Origin of the sequence: Catellatospora paridis, from assembly GCF_009720365.1 — a bacterium.
GTDB lineage: Bacteria > Actinomycetota > Actinomycetes > Mycobacteriales > Micromonosporaceae > Catellatospora > Catellatospora paridis.
Genome location: NZ_WBZD01000037.1, coordinates 1 through 15,590 on the forward strand (window position 1 = coordinate 1; position 15,590 = coordinate 15,590).

13 protein-coding genes and 1 pseudogene are annotated in these 15,590 nt (G+C 72.0%); 2 read left to right on the forward strand and 12 right to left on the reverse strand.

Translation table 11 applies throughout. The features are described from left to right. The 7 genes and pseudogenes from F9C41_RS35370 to F9C41_RS35395 all read right to left on the reverse strand — a co-directional run. Positions 1-1,693, reverse strand: a pseudogene (locus F9C41_RS35370) (hypothetical protein); the annotation flags it as partial. Positions 1,694-1,925: 232 nt separating this feature from the next. Beyond that, positions 1,926-2,051: a hypothetical protein gene (locus F9C41_RS41925; RefSeq protein ID WP_269059019.1), complete on the reverse strand. Its 126-nt coding sequence runs from the start codon at positions 2,049-2,051 to the stop codon at positions 1,926-1,928. Between the two features lie 106 nt (positions 2,052-2,157). After that, positions 2,158-3,765: an ABC transporter permease gene (locus F9C41_RS35375; protein ID WP_155391219.1), complete on the reverse strand. Its 1,608-nt coding sequence runs from the start codon at positions 3,763-3,765 to the stop codon at positions 2,158-2,160. Next, the gene (locus F9C41_RS35380) at positions 3,756-4,511 is read right to left on the reverse strand and encodes an ABC transporter ATP-binding protein (protein ID WP_155391220.1); all 756 of its coding nucleotides are present in this window, start codon (positions 4,509-4,511) and stop codon (positions 3,756-3,758) included. Before F9C41_RS35380 ends, F9C41_RS35375 begins: the two co-directional genes overlap by 10 nt. Positions 4,512-4,578: 67 nt before the next feature. Then, positions 4,579-6,501, reverse strand: a complete 1,923-nt coding sequence (locus tag F9C41_RS35385) for a DUF4153 domain-containing protein (protein ID WP_155391221.1) — start codon at positions 6,499-6,501, stop codon at positions 4,579-4,581. Beyond that, the gene (locus F9C41_RS35390; RefSeq protein WP_230690248.1) at positions 6,464-7,618 is read right to left on the reverse strand and encodes a HAMP domain-containing sensor histidine kinase; all 1,155 of its coding nucleotides are present in this window, start codon (positions 7,616-7,618) and stop codon (positions 6,464-6,466) included. The genes F9C41_RS35385 and F9C41_RS35390 overlap by 38 nt, the downstream gene beginning before the upstream one ends. Beyond that, positions 7,615-8,292, reverse strand: a complete 678-nt coding sequence (locus F9C41_RS35395) for a response regulator transcription factor (protein ID WP_120317501.1) — start codon at positions 8,290-8,292, stop codon at positions 7,615-7,617. Before F9C41_RS35395 ends, F9C41_RS35390 begins: the two co-directional genes overlap by 4 nt. Positions 8,293-8,488: 196 nt before the next feature. Between F9C41_RS35395 and F9C41_RS35400 the strand changes: the two genes are divergently transcribed. Further along, positions 8,489-9,046: a Uma2 family endonuclease gene (locus F9C41_RS35400; RefSeq protein WP_155391222.1), complete on the forward strand. Its 558-nt coding sequence runs from the start codon at positions 8,489-8,491 to the stop codon at positions 9,044-9,046. A 51-nt stretch (positions 9,047-9,097) separates the two neighbouring features. Here the strand turns inward: F9C41_RS35400 and F9C41_RS35405 are convergent, their stop codons facing one another. Together F9C41_RS35405 and F9C41_RS35410 are read right to left on the reverse strand one after the other, a co-directional pair. Beyond that, the gene (locus F9C41_RS35405) at positions 9,098-10,666 is read right to left on the reverse strand and encodes a sugar transferase (protein WP_155391223.1); all 1,569 of its coding nucleotides are present in this window, start codon (positions 10,664-10,666) and stop codon (positions 9,098-9,100) included. Positions 10,667-10,873: 207 nt separating this feature from the next. Then, positions 10,874-11,728: an Fpg/Nei family DNA glycosylase gene (locus F9C41_RS35410; protein WP_155391224.1), complete on the reverse strand. Its 855-nt coding sequence runs from the start codon at positions 11,726-11,728 to the stop codon at positions 10,874-10,876. 51 nt (positions 11,729-11,779) lie between these two features. On the opposite strand from F9C41_RS35410, the gene F9C41_RS35415 reads away from it, so the two are divergent. After that, complete coding sequence (locus F9C41_RS35415) at positions 11,780-12,934, forward strand: glycosyltransferase family 4 protein (protein WP_155391225.1); 1,155 nt, start codon at positions 11,780-11,782, stop codon at positions 12,932-12,934. A gap of 91 nt (positions 12,935-13,025) precedes the next feature. On the opposite strand, the gene F9C41_RS35420 is transcribed toward F9C41_RS35415, so the two are convergent. The 3 genes from F9C41_RS35420 to F9C41_RS35430 are packed head-to-tail and all read right to left on the reverse strand — an operon-like array spanning position 13,026 to position 15,524. Next, entirely contained in the window at positions 13,026-13,730 is a 705-nt protein-coding gene (locus F9C41_RS35420) for a CDP-alcohol phosphatidyltransferase family protein (protein WP_155391226.1), read from the reverse strand. Beyond that, the gene (locus tag F9C41_RS35425) at positions 13,717-14,787 is read right to left on the reverse strand and encodes an iron-containing alcohol dehydrogenase family protein (protein WP_155391227.1); all 1,071 of its coding nucleotides are present in this window, start codon (positions 14,785-14,787) and stop codon (positions 13,717-13,719) included. Before F9C41_RS35425 ends, F9C41_RS35420 begins: the two co-directional genes overlap by 14 nt. Beyond that, positions 14,775-15,524: a phosphocholine cytidylyltransferase family protein gene (locus F9C41_RS35430; protein ID WP_155391228.1), complete on the reverse strand. Its 750-nt coding sequence runs from the start codon at positions 15,522-15,524 to the stop codon at positions 14,775-14,777. The genes F9C41_RS35425 and F9C41_RS35430 overlap by 13 nt, the downstream gene beginning before the upstream one ends. Positions 15,525-15,590 lie beyond the last annotated feature (66 nt).

Consider the following 15,590-nt stretch of genomic DNA (forward strand, 5'->3'; position numbering starts at 1 on the left):
GGGCACCGCCCTGCGGGCCGGCGTGCTCGGGCGCGGCCGGGGCCGCGGCCGGGGCGGGATGCTCGGCCGAGCGGGCGGGCGCGCCGTACACGGTGGACGAGCGGGCGATCGGCGGCGCGGCGGGCTGCTCCGCCGGAACCGGCTGGGCGCTGGGTACGGTCACCCGTGCGGTGGCCCGCGCGGCGCCGACCGCGGGCTGCGCCGGCGGGGGAGGCGGCGACATCGGAGCGGACGCCGCAACCTCCGGCTCGGCAGGCGCGGAGACCGCGGCGGAGCCGTACACCCGGCCCTGGGCCTTGGGCGGCGCGGCGGGCACGTCCTCGGCGGGGCTCACCCGGCTGGCGGTCGGCACCGCGGCGGAGGCGACTCCGGCGGCGGCGCGTGCGACGGCGGGCGGCGGGGTGACCGGGATGGCCGGCGGAGTGCTCACCGGCGTCGTCGACGCGGGCGGCGAGCTGACCGGACCTGCGGTCGGCGGCGGGCTCACGGGAGCCGCGGCGGCAGCCGACTCGTAGGACGAGGCGGGCTCGTAGGACGGCGTGGGCGTCGGCTCGTACGACGACGCGGGCTCGTACGACGACGCGGGCGTCGGCTCGTAAGAAGGAGCGGGCTCGTACGACGAGGCGGGCGTCGGCTCGTAGGACGGCGCGGGATCGTAAGAGGGAGTCGGCTCGTACGGTGTGGGCTCGTACGACGACGCGGGCGTCGGCTCGTAAGAAGGAGCGGGCTCGTACGACGAGGCGGGCGTCGGCTCGTAGGACGGCGCGGGATCGTAAGAGGGAGTCGGCTCGTACGGTGTGGGCTCGTACGACGACGCGGGCGTCGGCTCGTAAGAAGGAGCGGGCTCGTACGACGAGGAGGACTCGTAGGACGGCGCGGGCGTCGGCTCGTAAGCGGGCGCGGCGGGCTCGTACGGCGAGGTCGACGAGTACGTCGAGGACTCGTACGGCGCCGGGGCGGGCTCGTAGGCGGGCGGCGGCTCGTAGGCCGGCGCAGCCGGGGTCTCCGGCTCGGGGTCCATCAGCGCGGCGACCGCGGGCGGAGGCGTCCACGGGCCGGACGGGGCGCTGGGCTTGGGCGACTCACCGGCGGCGAAGGCGGCCCAGGAGCCCGAGGCGTTGGCCGGCTCGGCCGGCGGCTGCTCGAAGGTGGGCGCCGCGGGCGGCTGCTCCTGCGGCTTGCCGAAGTCGGAGTAGTCCGGCCAGGCCTGATCCGCGGCGGGCGCGGCTGCCGCCGGCTGCCACGGCTGCTCGGCGGCGGGCTCGGGCTGCCACGGCTGCTCCGCGGGGGTGGACCAGTCCTGCGACGTGGCCCAGTCCGGCTGCGCCGGCGGCGTCGACCAGTCGGGCTCCGCGGGGGGAGCCGAGGTGACGAAGGGTTCGTGCGCGGCGAACGACGACGACATCTCGTGGCGCACGCCGGGGATCGGCACGACGGCCGGGGCCGGCACGTACGGCGCCTCGTCGCCCGTGGGGGCCGCGGCGGCCGGTTCGGCCGGGAATCCGCTGAACGCGGGCGGTGCCTGGTCGGCGACCGAGTCCGGCGGGAACGACTCCTCCGGCGTGCTGCCGTATGGAGTGAAGACCGGGAACTCGTCGGGCGCCGGCGGCGCTTCGAACAGGCCGAACCCGCTCTTGCGCTCGGCTGAGTCAGCCGGCGGCCAGCCGGACTGCTGCGGTGCCTCGGACGTCATACGCGCACGCCTCCCTCTGTTTCGCCAGCCCTGGGAGACGCCGAGCGGAAGGAACGCAGGGGTCATGAGCCGAGGGGTGGCGGCCGTGCCCACCGTACCGGTACTCCCGCGCGACCGGAATACGGGGAGGCGGGTTCACGTTGGCTGCCTGCCAGGACCGTGGACGCATTGCGGCCCCTGTCGCCGGATGGCGCGACAGGGGCCGCAACGCTCTTGGAGGAGGAGAAACGTCTCAGTGCAGGCGTACGAACACGGCTGCCATGGGGTCACCGAGTTCCGCGGCGCGGCGACGCTGCGCGCGCTCGGCGTGGGTGCGCTCGAGGTGGATCTGCTCGGCGCTGCGGCTCCGCGTCCGCATCTTCTTCATGATGCTCATACCAACTATTACAGCGCATGGAGCCCCACTAGCACCAACGATTATTCGGTGAGCTGCACCACGGGCCGACGATTCGTAGGTGAACGCCTCATGTCCGCGGGGTGATCGCAGCCAGCAACTCGGGTTGCCGGTGGTCGAGGATGTCACCCGCGGTGAGCACGCCGAGCCAGATCGCACCCGCCGCGTAGGCGAGGCCGACCGGCAGCGCCAGCGCCGCGCCGACCGAGCCGCCGAGCAGCACCAGCAGCAGCACCGGCACGGCCAGCACCATGCCGGCGAACCAGGCGGCCATCGCCAGGAGACTCTTCGCGACGCCGGTGCCCGTGTTGATCGCGAACGGGTTCTGGTTCTCCGGCAGGGCGTACGCCGCCCACACCGACGCGTGCGTGGCGCAGGCCAGGCCGGTCCCGTACGCGGCGAACAGGGTCCCGACCATGGCCGGGAGCAGCAGCAGGTCCCCGCGCAGCGCCGCGTTCAGCACGGCGAGCGCCAGCAGCAGCGGCACGATGTACCAGGAGTACGCCACCGCCCTGGCCCGCAGTTCCACCCGGCCCGGCACGCCGACCACCACGTGCATCGCGTACGCGGTGCCGTCGTAGCCGAACTGGTTCGCGATGCCGAGCCCGGCCAGCGCGCCGACCAGCACCATCGAGCCGCCGTGCACGCTCTGCGCGGCGATGTTGCCGTCGGCGCTCGGCCCCAGGTTCGTGACCACCGGCAGGAACACCCCGATCACCGCGAACGTGATCAGGCTGGCCCGCCGCCGCACGTCGCGCACCCAGTAGCGCAGCTCGCGCTGCACCATCGCGCCGTACGGGGTGCGTGGCAGGCGGGCCCGGCCGAAGAACCGGGCGACCGGCGCGCCGGTGGCCGCCCGCACCCGCACCGCGCCACCCGCGGACGTGCCGACCATCGCCGACTCCAGCGAACTCGACCACCACCACATGAGCAGCAGCACCGTCCCGACCGTGATGGCCAGCCGCCCCGCGACCGCCGCCCAGTCCCCGTGCACCGCATCGAGGCCCACCACGTACGGCGCGGCCAGCGGGGTCCAGCCGAGCACGTCGGCGAACGCGGTCAGCCGCTCGGTGCCGACCTGCTGCGCGCCCGAGGTGAGCAGGAACTGGATCGGACCCAGCGACGCGGCGAGCACCGCGAGCACCACGGCGGCCAGGTCGCGGGTCCGCCGGGCCCGCAGCGCGCGGGAGAAGCCGCTGGTCACGGCCCGGCTCACCACCACGCACAGCAGCAGGCCGAGCACCACTCCGACGGCCGCGACCAGGGCGGGCAGCGGCCCACCGGCCACGCCCGCGCCGATCGCCAGTCCGGAGGTCGCCAGCAGCGTGCCGAACGCGGGCACGCCCAGCAGCGCCGCGATCAGCAGGCCGCGCAGCAGCGTCGGCCGGGGCAGCGGGAGCAGGGCGAACCGGCCGGGCTCCAGGGTCTCGTCGACGCCGAACCAGACCAGGGGCATCAGGATCCAGCCGAGCACCAGCACGGTCCCGGCGAACGCAGGGATCACGGCGCCCCAGTCAGGCGCGTTGGACACGAACGGGATCAGGAAGAACAGCGCCGCCAGCACGCCGTAGAACAGGGCCGAGAGCAGGCCGATCACGAACAGGATCACCTTGCCGGGGCGGCCACGGAAACCGTTGCGCAGCACGCGCAGCTTGAGGCGGGCGAAGGTCAGAGCCATGACAGCTCCGAGCCGGTCGACACGCGCCCGCCGACCACCGCGACGAACGCGTCCTCCAGGGTCCGCCCGTCGCGCACCTCGTCAAGGGTGCCGACCGCGCTGATCCGGCCGTTCGCCATGATCGCGACGTGGCTGCACAGCCGCTCCACCACCTCCAGCACGTGGCTGGAGAAGATGACGGTGCCGCCGCCGGCGACGTAGCGGGTGAGGATGTCGCGGATGGCCGCGCCGCTTACCGGGTCGACGGCCTCGAACGGCTCGTCGAGCACCAGCAGCCGGGGCGCGTGCAGCAGCGCGCAGGCCAGCGCGATCTTCTTCTTCATGCCGGCCGAGTAGTCGATGACGAGGGTGCGCCCGGCGTCGGTCAGCGCGAGCACGTCGAGCAGCTCGGTGACCCGGGCGTCGATGACGTCAGGCGCCATGCCGCGCAGCAGCCCCTGGTAGGTGAGCAGTTCGGTGCCGTCGAGGCGGTCGAAGAGGCGTACGCCGTCGGGCATCACGCCGATCAGCGACTTGGCCCGGACCGGGTCGCGCCACACGTCGTGGCCGAGCACCAGGGCCCGGCCGGCGTCCGGCCGCAGCAGGCCGACCGCCATGGACAGGGTGGTGGTCTTGCCCGCCCCGTTCGGCCCGAGCAGGCCGAAGAACGAGCCCGCCGGCACGGCCAGCTCCACGCCGTCGACGGCGACCTTGGTGTCGAACCTCTTGACCAGGCCCTGAAGGGCGAATGCGCTGTCGGGGATCACGCGTCCGACTGTAGACGCGCGGCGCCCGCCCGTCGCCCCGTGCGAGAGGCGACGGGCAGGCCGTGGACTACCTGCGCGAGTTGAGGTTCTCGGACTCGGTGCAGGCCCGGCCGGCGGGCATGGTCTGGATGTCGTCCAGCAGCTCTCGGGCGTGCGCGCGGCTGAGGTTCCAGGAGTACCACTGGTCCGGGTTGCCGTTCAGATCGCGGATCATCCAGCTCAGGGCGCAGCTGCGGTACGGTTCCGGCAGCTGGGCCAGGGCCGGTGCCGCGTCGGGGCCCAGCGCCCGCAGGTACCAGAAGTCGATCTTCTGGAAGCGCTCGACGTTCTGCTCGGCGATGAAGTGCTCCGGGTTCGCCGCGCCCAGGAACAGCAGCAGCCCGGCGAAGCCGGCCACCGCCGCGCGGGGGAACCACGAGGCCCGCAGCTTCCACCCGGCGATCGCGATCAGGATGAAGACGCCGCCCAGGTAGAGCTCGACCGAGCCGAAGAACAGGCGCTCGCGGGTCCAGCCGTAGGTGTTCTGGTAGAGCCACATGCGCCAGACCGCCGAGCCGACGATCACCATGCTCAGCAGCACCAGCGCGCCGAGCAGGGTGCGCAGCAGCACCCGGTCCTGCGGGGTCTCCTTCGACGCCCAGCGCGACACCAGGCCGATGACGACCAGGGTGAGCACGGTCACCACGAGCAGCTGGCCGAAGCCCTGCACGGCGTACTCGGAGAAGGTCAGCCCGCTGGTCTTCTGGATGTAGGCCTTGTCGCCGAAGATGAAGCGCAGCTGCACCACCACGAACGCGCCGAACAGCAGCACCAGGCCGCCGAGCGGCAGCGCGACCTCGATGCGGCCGATGCGCCGCGTGGCGGGCCGCTCCAGCCCGGACAGGTCCGGCGGGGCCAGCACGGTGAAGATCGCACCGGCGGTGATCAGGCCGCCGATCACGGTGTACAGCACCCCACGGAAGATCGCGCGGGCGTTGATCTCCGGCAGGATGTCGCCGAGCATGGTCGCGAACGCGGCGTCCGCCGATGCGAACAGTGCGCCGAAGACGACCAGCAGCACGAACGTCACCACGAGGGACAGCACGATCCGGCCCGCGGTGCCGCTCTTCTCCCGCGTCTGCTGCCAGGCGCGTGCGCCCCTGGACAGCCACGGGATGGACCGGAAGAAGGCCAGCGGCAGCGCCAGCGCGCCCACCACGACGGCCCGGACCGAGTGGCCGCCGGCCACCGCCAGCGAACCGCAGGCCAGCGCGCCTAGGACGCAGAAAACGTACAGCCAGCCCGCGTCGCGGAAGGTGCCGACGGCCAGCAGCGCCACGGCGAGCACCGCCCAGCCGACGCGGACCCAGCGCTCGATCCGGGTGTCCGGCTTCGGGCCGAACCGCGCCGCGTGCCAGACCGCGCCCGTCATGACGAGGCCGACCAGCAGCCAGCCGATGCCGGGACGGCTCAGCGGCAGCGCGATCGCGGTGGCCAGGCCGCCGATCAGCGCGGCGATCCAGGCTGCCGGCCCGCCCGCGTAGTCGGGCCCCTGCCAGCGCGTCTGCAGGAAGCCAGGCGGAGGCGGCGGCAGCGGTGAGAACCGGGCCATGTCGGCCGGGTAGGTCTGCGGCGGCACCGCGGCGGTCGCCACGGGCGCGGCCCCGGTCGCCGCGGGTGCGGTCGCCGGAGCCGACGTGGCCGCAGCCGGTTCGGCAGCCGCAGCGGGTTCGGCCACCGCGTCGGGCGCGGCCCACGTGCCCGCATCCGCCGCGTCCACGGTCTGCGGTACGCCTGCCGCGGGGTCCTCGCTGGACGCGTCGTCGGTGGCGGCCGCGGCCGGGCCGGTCGGCTCCGCCTCGGCGGCGTCGGCTGTGGCCGGGGCCTTGGCCGCCGCCTTGGCGGGGGTGCGCTTGCGGGCCGGTGCCTTCTTCGCCGGCACGGCCGCCTCCGCGGCAGGTGGCGACGGCTCGTCAGGCTGCGGTGGGTTGTCCGGAGAGGTGTCTGACATCGTTGGCTCCGACTTCTGCGGGCGACTGATGAGGTACGGGCTTCTGGGGCAGGGTGATGCGGACGCGGCAGCCGATCCCGCCGGGCGGGTCGACGATCGCGATCGTGCCGTGGTGCAGTTCCACCGCCCAGCGGGCGATGGCGAGGCCGAGACCGGTGCCGCCGTCTGACGACTCGGCGCTCTTGCCTCTGGTGAAACGCTCGAAGACCCGCTCCCGGAGGGCGGGCGCGATGCCCATCCCCTGGTCGAGCACCTCGAAGACGGTATGGGCGCCGGTGGGGTGGGCGCTGACGGTGACCAGCCCGCCGGCCGGGCTGTGCCGGGCGGCGTTCTCCAGCAGGTTCGCGAAGACCTGGTGCAGGCGCGCCGGGTCGGCGTTGACGGTGTGCGGGACGACGTCGTGCAGCCGGAACCGGGTCGCCGGCGCGTTCAGGCTCGCCTCCTCGACGACCCGGGCCAGGAACTCGGCGACCGGCATCGGCACCCGGCGCAGCGCCGAGGCGCCCGCGTCGACCTTCGACAGATCCAGCAGCTCGGTCACCAGGCGGGACAGCCGCTCGGTCTGCGCCAGCGCGGTGCGCAGCGTGGCCGGGTCGGCGCTGCTCACGCCGTCGACGATGTTCTCCAGCACCCCGTGCAGGGCGGTGATCGGCGTACGCAGCTCGTGCGACACATTCGCGATCAGCTCGCGCCGCTGCTGGTCGCTGGCGGCGAGGTCGGCCGCCATCAGGTTGAACGCGCGGGCCAGCTCGCCCACCTCGTCCCGGCTGGTGGCGCGCACCCGGCGGCTGTAGTCGCCGCGGGCCATCGCCCGCGCCGCCGCGGTCATCTCGCGCAGCGGCTTGGTCATACCGTGCGCCAGCACCTGCAGCGTGATCAGCCCGACCAGGGCCGCGGAGAAGGCGACCGGCCAGTTGACGAACCCGAGCCGGCCCCAGAACACCACCAGGCCGGTCGCGCCGGAGATGGCAAGCAGGATGGCCAGCTTCAGCTTGATCGACCGGAACGGGTCGAGTGGCCGGGGCACCCGGTCAAGCGCCCGGTTGGACAGCACGATCAGCGGCCCCAGCACGCGGTACATGGGGTGGGTGAGCCAGTCGAGGACGCGTTCGATCACGTGGTTTCGGCTTCCAGGGCGTATCCGACTCCGTGCACCGTGCGGATGAGGTCGGCCCCCAGCTTGCGGCGCAGCGCCTTGATGTGGGAATCGACCGTGCGGGTGCCGTAGCCCTCGGCCCAGCCCCAGATCTCGGCCAGCAGCCGCTCCCGCGGCAGCACCGCTCGGTGCCGCTCGGCGAGATAGACGAGCAGGTCGTACTCGGTCGGGGTGAGGTGGGCCTCGGCCCCGTCCCGGCGTACCCGCCGCTCCGACCGGATGATCTCCAGCGGGCCCAGCTTGAGCGGCGCGTCCGGGGCGGTGGACCGGTCGGCCCGGCGCAGCAGCGCGTGCACCCGGGCGGCGAGCACCCGCATCGAGAACGGCTTGGTGAGGTAGTCGTCCGCGCCCACGGCGAGCCCGACCAGCAGGTCGTTCTCGTCGTCGCGGGCGGTGAGCATGAGCACCGGCACCGGCCGCTGCGCCTGGACCCGGCGGCAGACCTCCAGCCCGTCGAAGCCCGGCAGCATCAGATCCAGCACGATCAGGTCGGGCTTGAGCCGCCCCGCGGCCTCCACGGCGGCCGGACCCGTCCCGGCGTGCGCGACCGCGAAACCCTCGGCCCGCAGCCGGGCGATCACCGACCCGGCGATGGTGGGATCGTCCTCCACCACCAGGACGCGACGTTCACTCATGACCAGGGACTGTAGCGGTCACCTGTGCATATCCTCAGGCCCAGTTGTGAAGGACTTGTGCGCGGGTCTGATTTGAAGGCGTCGCCGTGCGCACCCGGAGTCCTTCATTTGACCTGGGGAAGCTTCCTCAACCGCAGATTCGTGCTGCACTCTGGAGATGTCACACGGGCACCGATAGAGAGGACGGGTGACAACGATGACCCATCCGCTGCTCCGGCCTCAGCCGCTGCGCGCCTGGCAGTTCGAGGACCTGCTCGACTCGCCCGACGACGGCTACCGGTACGAGATCTTCGACGGGACCCTGCTCGTGACCCCACCGCCGCCGCTTCCGCACGCCAACCTCGTCTACCGACTGCGCCGCAGCCTGGAGCGGCAGGCGCCGGACACACTCGCAGTCTGCGAGAACGTCGGCGTGCTGCGTGGCGACGGCACCTCCTACTTCATCCCGGACCTGGTGGTCTTCGATGCCGACCTGCTGGGCACCTCACTGCCGGCCTTGTCACCGGCCGCGGCCAAGTTGGTGATCGAGATCGTCTCTCCGAGTAACTCAAGCAACGACGTGGTGGTCAAGCGCGCTGGCTACGCCATGGTCGGAGTGGCCGAGTACTGGATCGTGGATCCGAGGGCCCGCGAGATCCTGGTGCTCACTGAGCCTCGGCCGACGGGCTACCTGGTGGAGGAGAAACGCACCGGAGCGATGAGTGGCTCCATCCCGTTCGTGTACCAGCTGGATGTGGCCGAGCTCTTCTCGTGACAGCGAACGGCCGGACAGCTCACTGAGCTGTCCGGCCTTATTCGTGTTGGGTCAGTACGCGCCCTTGCGGCGGAGCACGACACCGACGGTGCGCCACAGGATGCTCAGGTCGTACGCGAGCGACCAGTTGTCGACGTAGTAGAGGTCCAGCCGGACCGCTTCGTCCCAGCTCAGGTCGGAGCGGCCGGAGACCTGCCACAGGCCGGTCATGCCGGGGCGCACCAGCAGCCGGCGGCGTACGTCGCCGAGGTAGTCGCCGTCGTCGGCGGGCAGCGGGCGCGGCCCGACCAGCGACATCTCGCCCTTGAGCACGTTGATCAATTGCGGCAGCTCGTCGATCGAACTGGCCCGCAGGAAGCGCCCGACCGGGGTGACCCGCGGATCGTCGCGGATCTTGAAGAGCATGCCGTCGCCCTCGTTCTGGGCTTCGAGCTTGCTCTTGCGCTCCTCGGCGTCGGTGTACATGGTGCGGAACTTCCACACCTTGAACACCCGGCCCTCGTGGCCGACCCGCAGCTGCCGGAAGAACGCCGGGCCGCGGTCGGTGATCGAGATGGCCAGTGAGATCACCAGCAGCAGCGGGGTCAGCAGCAGCAGGCCGAAGAAGGCGGCGATCCGGTCCAGCAGGTTCTTGGCCAGCCAGGCCATGCCGGAGAGCTTGGGCTCCTCGACGTGCAGCAGCGGCAGGCCCTCGATCGGGCGGATGTGCACCCGGGGCCCGGCGATGTCGGTGAGCTGCGGCGCGACCACCAGGTCGATGCCGGTGCCCTCCAGCTGCCAGGCGAGGCGGCGCAGCTCGTCGGGCTCCGCGCCGGCCGAGCCGCACACCGCGATGGTGTCGGCGCGCAGCTCGTGCACGAGGTCGACGAGGTTGCGGCCGTAGTGCACCGGCACCGGGGCCTGGGCGCGCCGGGACGCAGGCAGGTGCTCGGAGAGGTGGATGGCGACGGGCACCAGGCCGGCCTTCGGATTGCGGGAGACGACCTTGTAGACGAAGAGCGTCTCGGGCAGCGAACCGACCAGCAGCATCCGGTACGTGGCCAGCCTGCCGCGGCGGCGCACCACGTACAGCGCGCGGCGGGCCATTAATCGCATGCCGAAGATGTAGGCCATCGCGGCGATGATCACGAACGCGACGATGCCGCGGGACAGGCCCTCGCCGGGGCCGCCCTTCTGGAAACCGAAGGCGAAGAAGGAGACGGTCGCCGCGACGGCGATGGTGGACCGGAACACCCGCTTGAACTCGTCGGTGCCCAGCCCGATGACGCGACGGTCGTAGGCGCCGTTGGCCCACAGCAGCAGGAGCCAGATCAGCGGCATGAAGGCGTACGCGACCAGCTGGAACTGGATTTCGCGGTCGAAACCGGACGTGACCCGGTTGCTCTCGAACTGCGTGATGGCGGTCCAGCTGGCCGCCGCGGCGCAGAGCAAGTCGCCGATGACCAGGCAGAGGATGTAGGGCCGGTGCCAGCGGGCGCGGCGCGCGGTGGACCGGGCGAACGCGTTGCGGGCGACGCCGTCGGTCTTCGGCACGGGGGGCAACTCGTATCGGTCGGCTACGTAATCCGGGACATTCGACCGCTTGGGCACGGTGGTCGGGTGCTTCAGGCTCGTCGTCACCTCACCTGGGTCCTCCCGTGCGTCACGTTCCTGCCCGGTGGCGCCGGCAGGTGCTGTAGCCCTGCGGTCGGAACGTGCGGCAGGACGGGTGTCGCCCACAACGTTCAGTCTCGCATGGTTTGTCCGGGGTCGGCGGAGACACCGTATTGCCGATGCGTCCGAAGACTCCAGGACCGGGACACTATACGAACTGGGCTGTGCGTGACACTAGCGCAGGAGTTTGGAAAGTCGGCGGTCTGCGAGCGGTTTTCCACCGGTTTGACAGGTGGGGCAGTACTGCAGGCTGGAATCGGCGAACGACACCTCACGCACCGTATCGCCGCAGACCGGACAGGGCTGCCCAGTCCTCCCGTGTACCCGCAGGCCGGCCCGCTTCTCCGCCTTCAGCGTGGCCGCCTTCTGCCCCACCGAGCGCGCCAGCGCCTCCGTCAGCACCTGCTGGATCGCCTGGTGGAGGTCCGCCAGCTGTGCAGGGGTCAGCCGGTCCGCCCGCGCGTACGGCGACAGCCGCGCCACGTGCAGGATCTCGTCGGAGTACGCGTTGCCGATCCCGGAGAGCGCCTGCTGGTCGCGCAGCACCCCCTTGATCTGGGAGTTACGAGTCCGCAGCACCTCGGTCAGGCCCGCCAGGTCCAGGCCCAGCGCGTCCGGACCGAGCCGGGCGATGCCGGGCACCTGGTCGACGTCGGTCACCAGATACGCGGAGAGCTTCTTGCGGGTGCCGGCCTCGGTCAGGTCGAAGCCCGACCCGTCGCTCAGCCGCACCCGCAGCGCGATCGGCCCGCTGCCCGGTTTGAGCAGGGTGTCCGGCAGCGCGTCCCGGTAGTGCAGCCAGCCGGCGCGCGCCAGGTGGATCACCAGGTGCAGATCGCCGAGCTCGATGTCGAGGAACTTGCCGTGCCGGCCGGCACCGGTGATCGTCAGTCCGTGGGTCGCGGACAGGGGCGGGTCGAACGTCTTGAGGGCGCTGATCGCCGACACGTCGACCCGCTCGACGCGCTGGCCTACCGCTCGCTCGCGCAGATACGCGGCGAGCGCCTCCACCTCGGGCAACTCGGGCACGGCGCTAACGCTACCGTTCTATGGTCAGCCGAGCAGAGAGCAGGGAAACCGTTGAAGGTCGTGGTCGCCCACAATCGGTACCGCTCCGAGCTGCCCTCGGGGGAGAACGTCATCGTCGACCTCGAGATGGCGCAGCTGGAGGCGGCCGGGATCACCGTGCTGCCGTTCCTGCGCAGCTCGGACGACATCCCGTCGCTGTCGGCCGCGCAGAAGGTGCTGCTGCCGATCTCCCCGATCTGGGCGCCGTCCGCGCAGAAGGACCTGGCCCGGCTGCTCCGCGAGGAGCGCCCGGACGTGCTGCACCTGCACAACCCATACCCCCTGCTGTCGCCCTGGGTGGTGCGCACCGCGCACGCGCACGGCGTGCCGGTGGTGCAGACGGTGCACAACTACCGCCAGGTGTGCGCGCCCGGCCTGTACTTCCGCGACGGCCACGCCTGCCACGAGTGCCGGGGCAAGGCGTTCGCGCTGCCCGCGATCAAGCACAAGTGCTACCGCGGGTCCACCGCGCAGAGCGCGATCATGGCGACCACGCTGGCGGTGCACCGCTCCACCTGGCGCTCGGTCGACCGGTACATCGCGCTGACCGAGGCCATCGCCGACCACCTGCGCGACTACGGCATCACCGACGGCCAGATCACGGTCAAGCCGAACGCGGTCGAGGACCCGGGTCCGCCCCCGGCGGCCGGGGACGGCCTGCTCTTCGCGGCCCGGCTGTCCCCGGAGAAGGGGCTGGGCCTGCTGCTGGACGCGTGGCGACGGCACCCCGACGGCGCGCTGGGCCGGCTGCGCATCGCCGGCGAGGGCGAGCTGCGCCCGCTGGCCGAGCAGGTGGCCGCCGAGCGCGCCGACGTGGAGTACCTCGGCCCGATGGACCGGATGGGGGTCCGGGCGGCGCTGCGCACCTCCGCCATGGTCGCCGTACCGTCGACCTGGCACGACGTGCTGCCGACCGCGATCCTCGAGGCGCTGGCGAACGGCCGCCCGGTGATCGGCACGAACCTCGGCGGCATCCCGTACCTGATCGACAACGCCGGGTTCGCGGTCCCGCCCACCGTCGACGACTGGGCCGCCGCCCTGCCCGACGCCCTCAAGGCCGCCCCCACCCTCACCGACGTGGCCCGCCGCCGCTACCTCGACACCTTCCACCCCGACGTGGTCACATCCCAGCTCATCGACGTCTACACCGCCCTCCGCCGCCCCTGACCCCGCCCACACCAGGTGCAACTCTTAAAGACTTGCGCCCTCAGAACCCGTCTGAGAGCGCAAGTCTCGAAGAGTTGCTGCAGGCGGGCGGTCAGCCGCGGAGCGCCGTACGGGCCGTGAAGGTGATGCTGGCCAGCAGGAAGCCGAAGTTGACCACGGTGAACGCGGCGACGAACCAGATCGTCGACGCCGGGGCCAGGGTCAGCACCAGCCCGGCGACGAAGATGACCGCACCGTAGTCGCGCACCAGCTTCACGATGCGCACCGGCAGCGAGGTCGAGGTGACCATCGAGTTCGCGTCGCCCGCGCTGGCGAGCACGCTGGTGACGAGATTGACCATCCAGGAACCGGCGAACAGCGCGCCCAGCCACAGCGGCGGCCGGGCCACCGACACCAGCGCGGTGACCAGCAGGATCTGCGTGGCAACGTCGCACAGGATGTCGATGCGGGCGCCCGCCGGGCTGCGCTGGCCGGTCACCCGGGCGAGCTGCCCGTCGGCGCAGTCCAGCGAGTACGCCACCTGCCAGCCGAGCAGCGCGAGCAGGCCGTACAGCGGGGTGATCGCGGACGTGCCGTCCTGCGCGCGCAGCACCAGGACCACCGACACGGTGATGCCGAGCACCAGGTTGATCAGGGTCAGATGCGTCGGCTTGAGCCCGGTGCGGGCCGCGACGAGCGCGAACACCGCGCCGAGGCGCTGGCTGAACGCCTCGGAGAACAGCCCGCCGCCCCGGTTCACCGCGTAGAAGTCGGCGACCCGGGGACGGGGCGTGGTCAGCGTGTCAGTGGACGGCATCCGCGTAGTCTGCCACCCGCTCGCCCAGCTCGTCGCGGCTGAGGTCGAGGTGTTCGAGGATGGTGTACCGGTCGGGCCGGGTACGCGGGGCGAACTCGACCGCGTCGACGAACTGCTCGTCGCTGATGCCGAGGTCGGCCGGCGTACGCGGCAGCCCGTGACGCTTCAGGCAGGCGCTGAGCTGGGCGAACCGAGCCTCGTGCACCTTGTCGACGGACGCCCGCAGGTAGGTGCAGAACAGGGCGCCGACGCCGCACTGCTCGCCGTGTGCCGCGGTGCCCGGCCGGAGGATGTCCAGCGCGTGCGAGATCTCATGGCAGCCGCCGCTGGACGGGCGGGACGTGCCGCAGATGGCCATGGCCAGGCCCGTGGTGATCAGGGCTTCGGCGAGCAGCGTCACGAACACGTCGTCGGTGGCGTCGCCCGGGTGGTTGATCACCGCTTCGGCTCCGGAGCGGGCCATCGCCACCGCGAGGCCGTCGACGGGCTCGCCGCGTACCCGGTGGGCCAGTTCCCAGTCGGCGATGGCGCTGACGTTGCTCAGCGTCTCGCCGATGCCGGAGCGGGTCTGCCGGTCCGGCCCGGACTCGACGAAGTCGAGGTCCACCACCACGGCCAGCGGGATGTGCACGCCGTAGGACGGCCGACCGCCGTCGTGGTCGAGCGTGGCGATGGGGGAGGCGATGCCGTCGTTGGCGAGGCTGGTCGCCACGCTGACCATCGGTATGCCGTACCGGGAGGCCGCGTACTTGGTGGTGTCGATGGTCCGGCCGCCGCCGATGCCGACGACCGCGTCGTAGTTGCGCCCGCGCAGCCGCTGGCCGAGGTCGAGCGCGGATTCGAGGGTGCCGCCCTCGATGTTGATGAACTCGGCGCGGTCCAGCGAGGGCCCGATCAGGTCGACGATCCGCTGTCCCTGACCCGGGCCGACCACGACCGCCACGTCGCCGCCGGCGGAGATGCGCCGGTCGGCCAGCAGCGCGGCCAGCCCCGCGACGGCGCCCCGCCGGACGTCGATGCTCAGCGGGGTCTGCACCGAGCGGGTCAGTAGTGGCATGCGATCTCCCGCGCGCGGGCCAGGTCGGCGTGGTTGTCGACTTCTACCCAGGGGATCTGCCCGATGGACGCGCCGCGGATGACCCCGCCCCGGTTCGCCAGCTCCTGGTAGCCGTCCTCGTAGTAGAGGTTCGGGTCCCGCTCGAACGTGGCCTGCAGCGCGTCGGCCAGCGCCTCGGCGGCCTCAGGGCGGATCAGGGTCGCGCCGATGTACTCGCCGTGCGCGGTGGCGGGGTCCATCAGCTTGGTGATCTTCTCCAAGCGGCCGTCCGCCGTGAAGATCGCCTTCATCTCCTCGTCGGCGAGCGTCTTGTGGTCGTCGAGCGCCAGCACGATGCCCGCGTCGGCGTGCTCGTCGCTGGCCATGGCGGTCAGCAGGGTCTGCTCGACCGAGACCGGGTGCACGGTGTCGCCGTTGACCAGCAGCACACCCCGGGCGAAGTGCTCGCGTGCCAGCCAGAGGGAGTACGCGTTGTTCCACTCCTCGGCCTTGTCGTTGTGCACGAGGGTGAGGGTGACGCCGTACTTGCTCTCCAGCGCCGCCTGGCGGGCCTCGACGGCCTCCGCGCGGTAACCCACCACGACCACGACCTCGGTCAGCCCGACCTTGGCCAGGTTGCGCAGGGCGATGTCGAAGATCGTCGTTTCGCCGTCCACCGGCACCAGGGCCTTGGGCAGCGTGTCGGTGTAGGGGCGCAGCCTGCGTCCAGCGCCGGCGGCCAGCACCATACCGATCATGGTGGCTCCTTCGAGGGGGGTCGTGGAGGTGTCTCGTCGCTGGTGAAGGCTACTGCACCCGAGCGT

Coding starts and splice junctions, on each gene's coding strand:
- F9C41_RS41925 (WP_269059019.1), bottom strand. CDS start 2,051: ATGCGGACGCGGAGCCGCAGCGCCGAGCAGATCCACCTCGAGCGCACC.
- F9C41_RS35375 (WP_155391219.1), bottom strand. CDS start 3,765: ATGGCTCTGACCTTCGCCCGCCTCAAGCTGCGCGTGCTGCGCAACGGT.
- F9C41_RS35385 (WP_155391221.1), bottom strand. CDS start 6,501: ATGTCAGACACCTCTCCGGACAACCCACCGCAGCCTGACGAGCCGTCG.
- F9C41_RS35395 (WP_120317501.1), bottom strand. CDS start 8,292: ATGAGTGAACGTCGCGTCCTGGTGGTGGAGGACGATCCCACCATCGCC.
- F9C41_RS35400 (WP_155391222.1), top strand. CDS start 8,489: ATGACCCATCCGCTGCTCCGGCCTCAGCCGCTGCGCGCCTGGCAGTTC.
- F9C41_RS35420 (WP_155391226.1), bottom strand. CDS start 13,730: ATGCCGTCCACTGACACGCTGACCACGCCCCGTCCCCGGGTCGCCGAC.
- F9C41_RS35425 (WP_155391227.1), bottom strand. CDS start 14,787: ATGCCACTACTGACCCGCTCGGTGCAGACCCCGCTGAGCATCGACGTC.
- F9C41_RS35430 (WP_155391228.1), bottom strand. CDS start 15,524: ATGATCGGTATGGTGCTGGCCGCCGGCGCTGGACGCAGGCTGCGCCCC.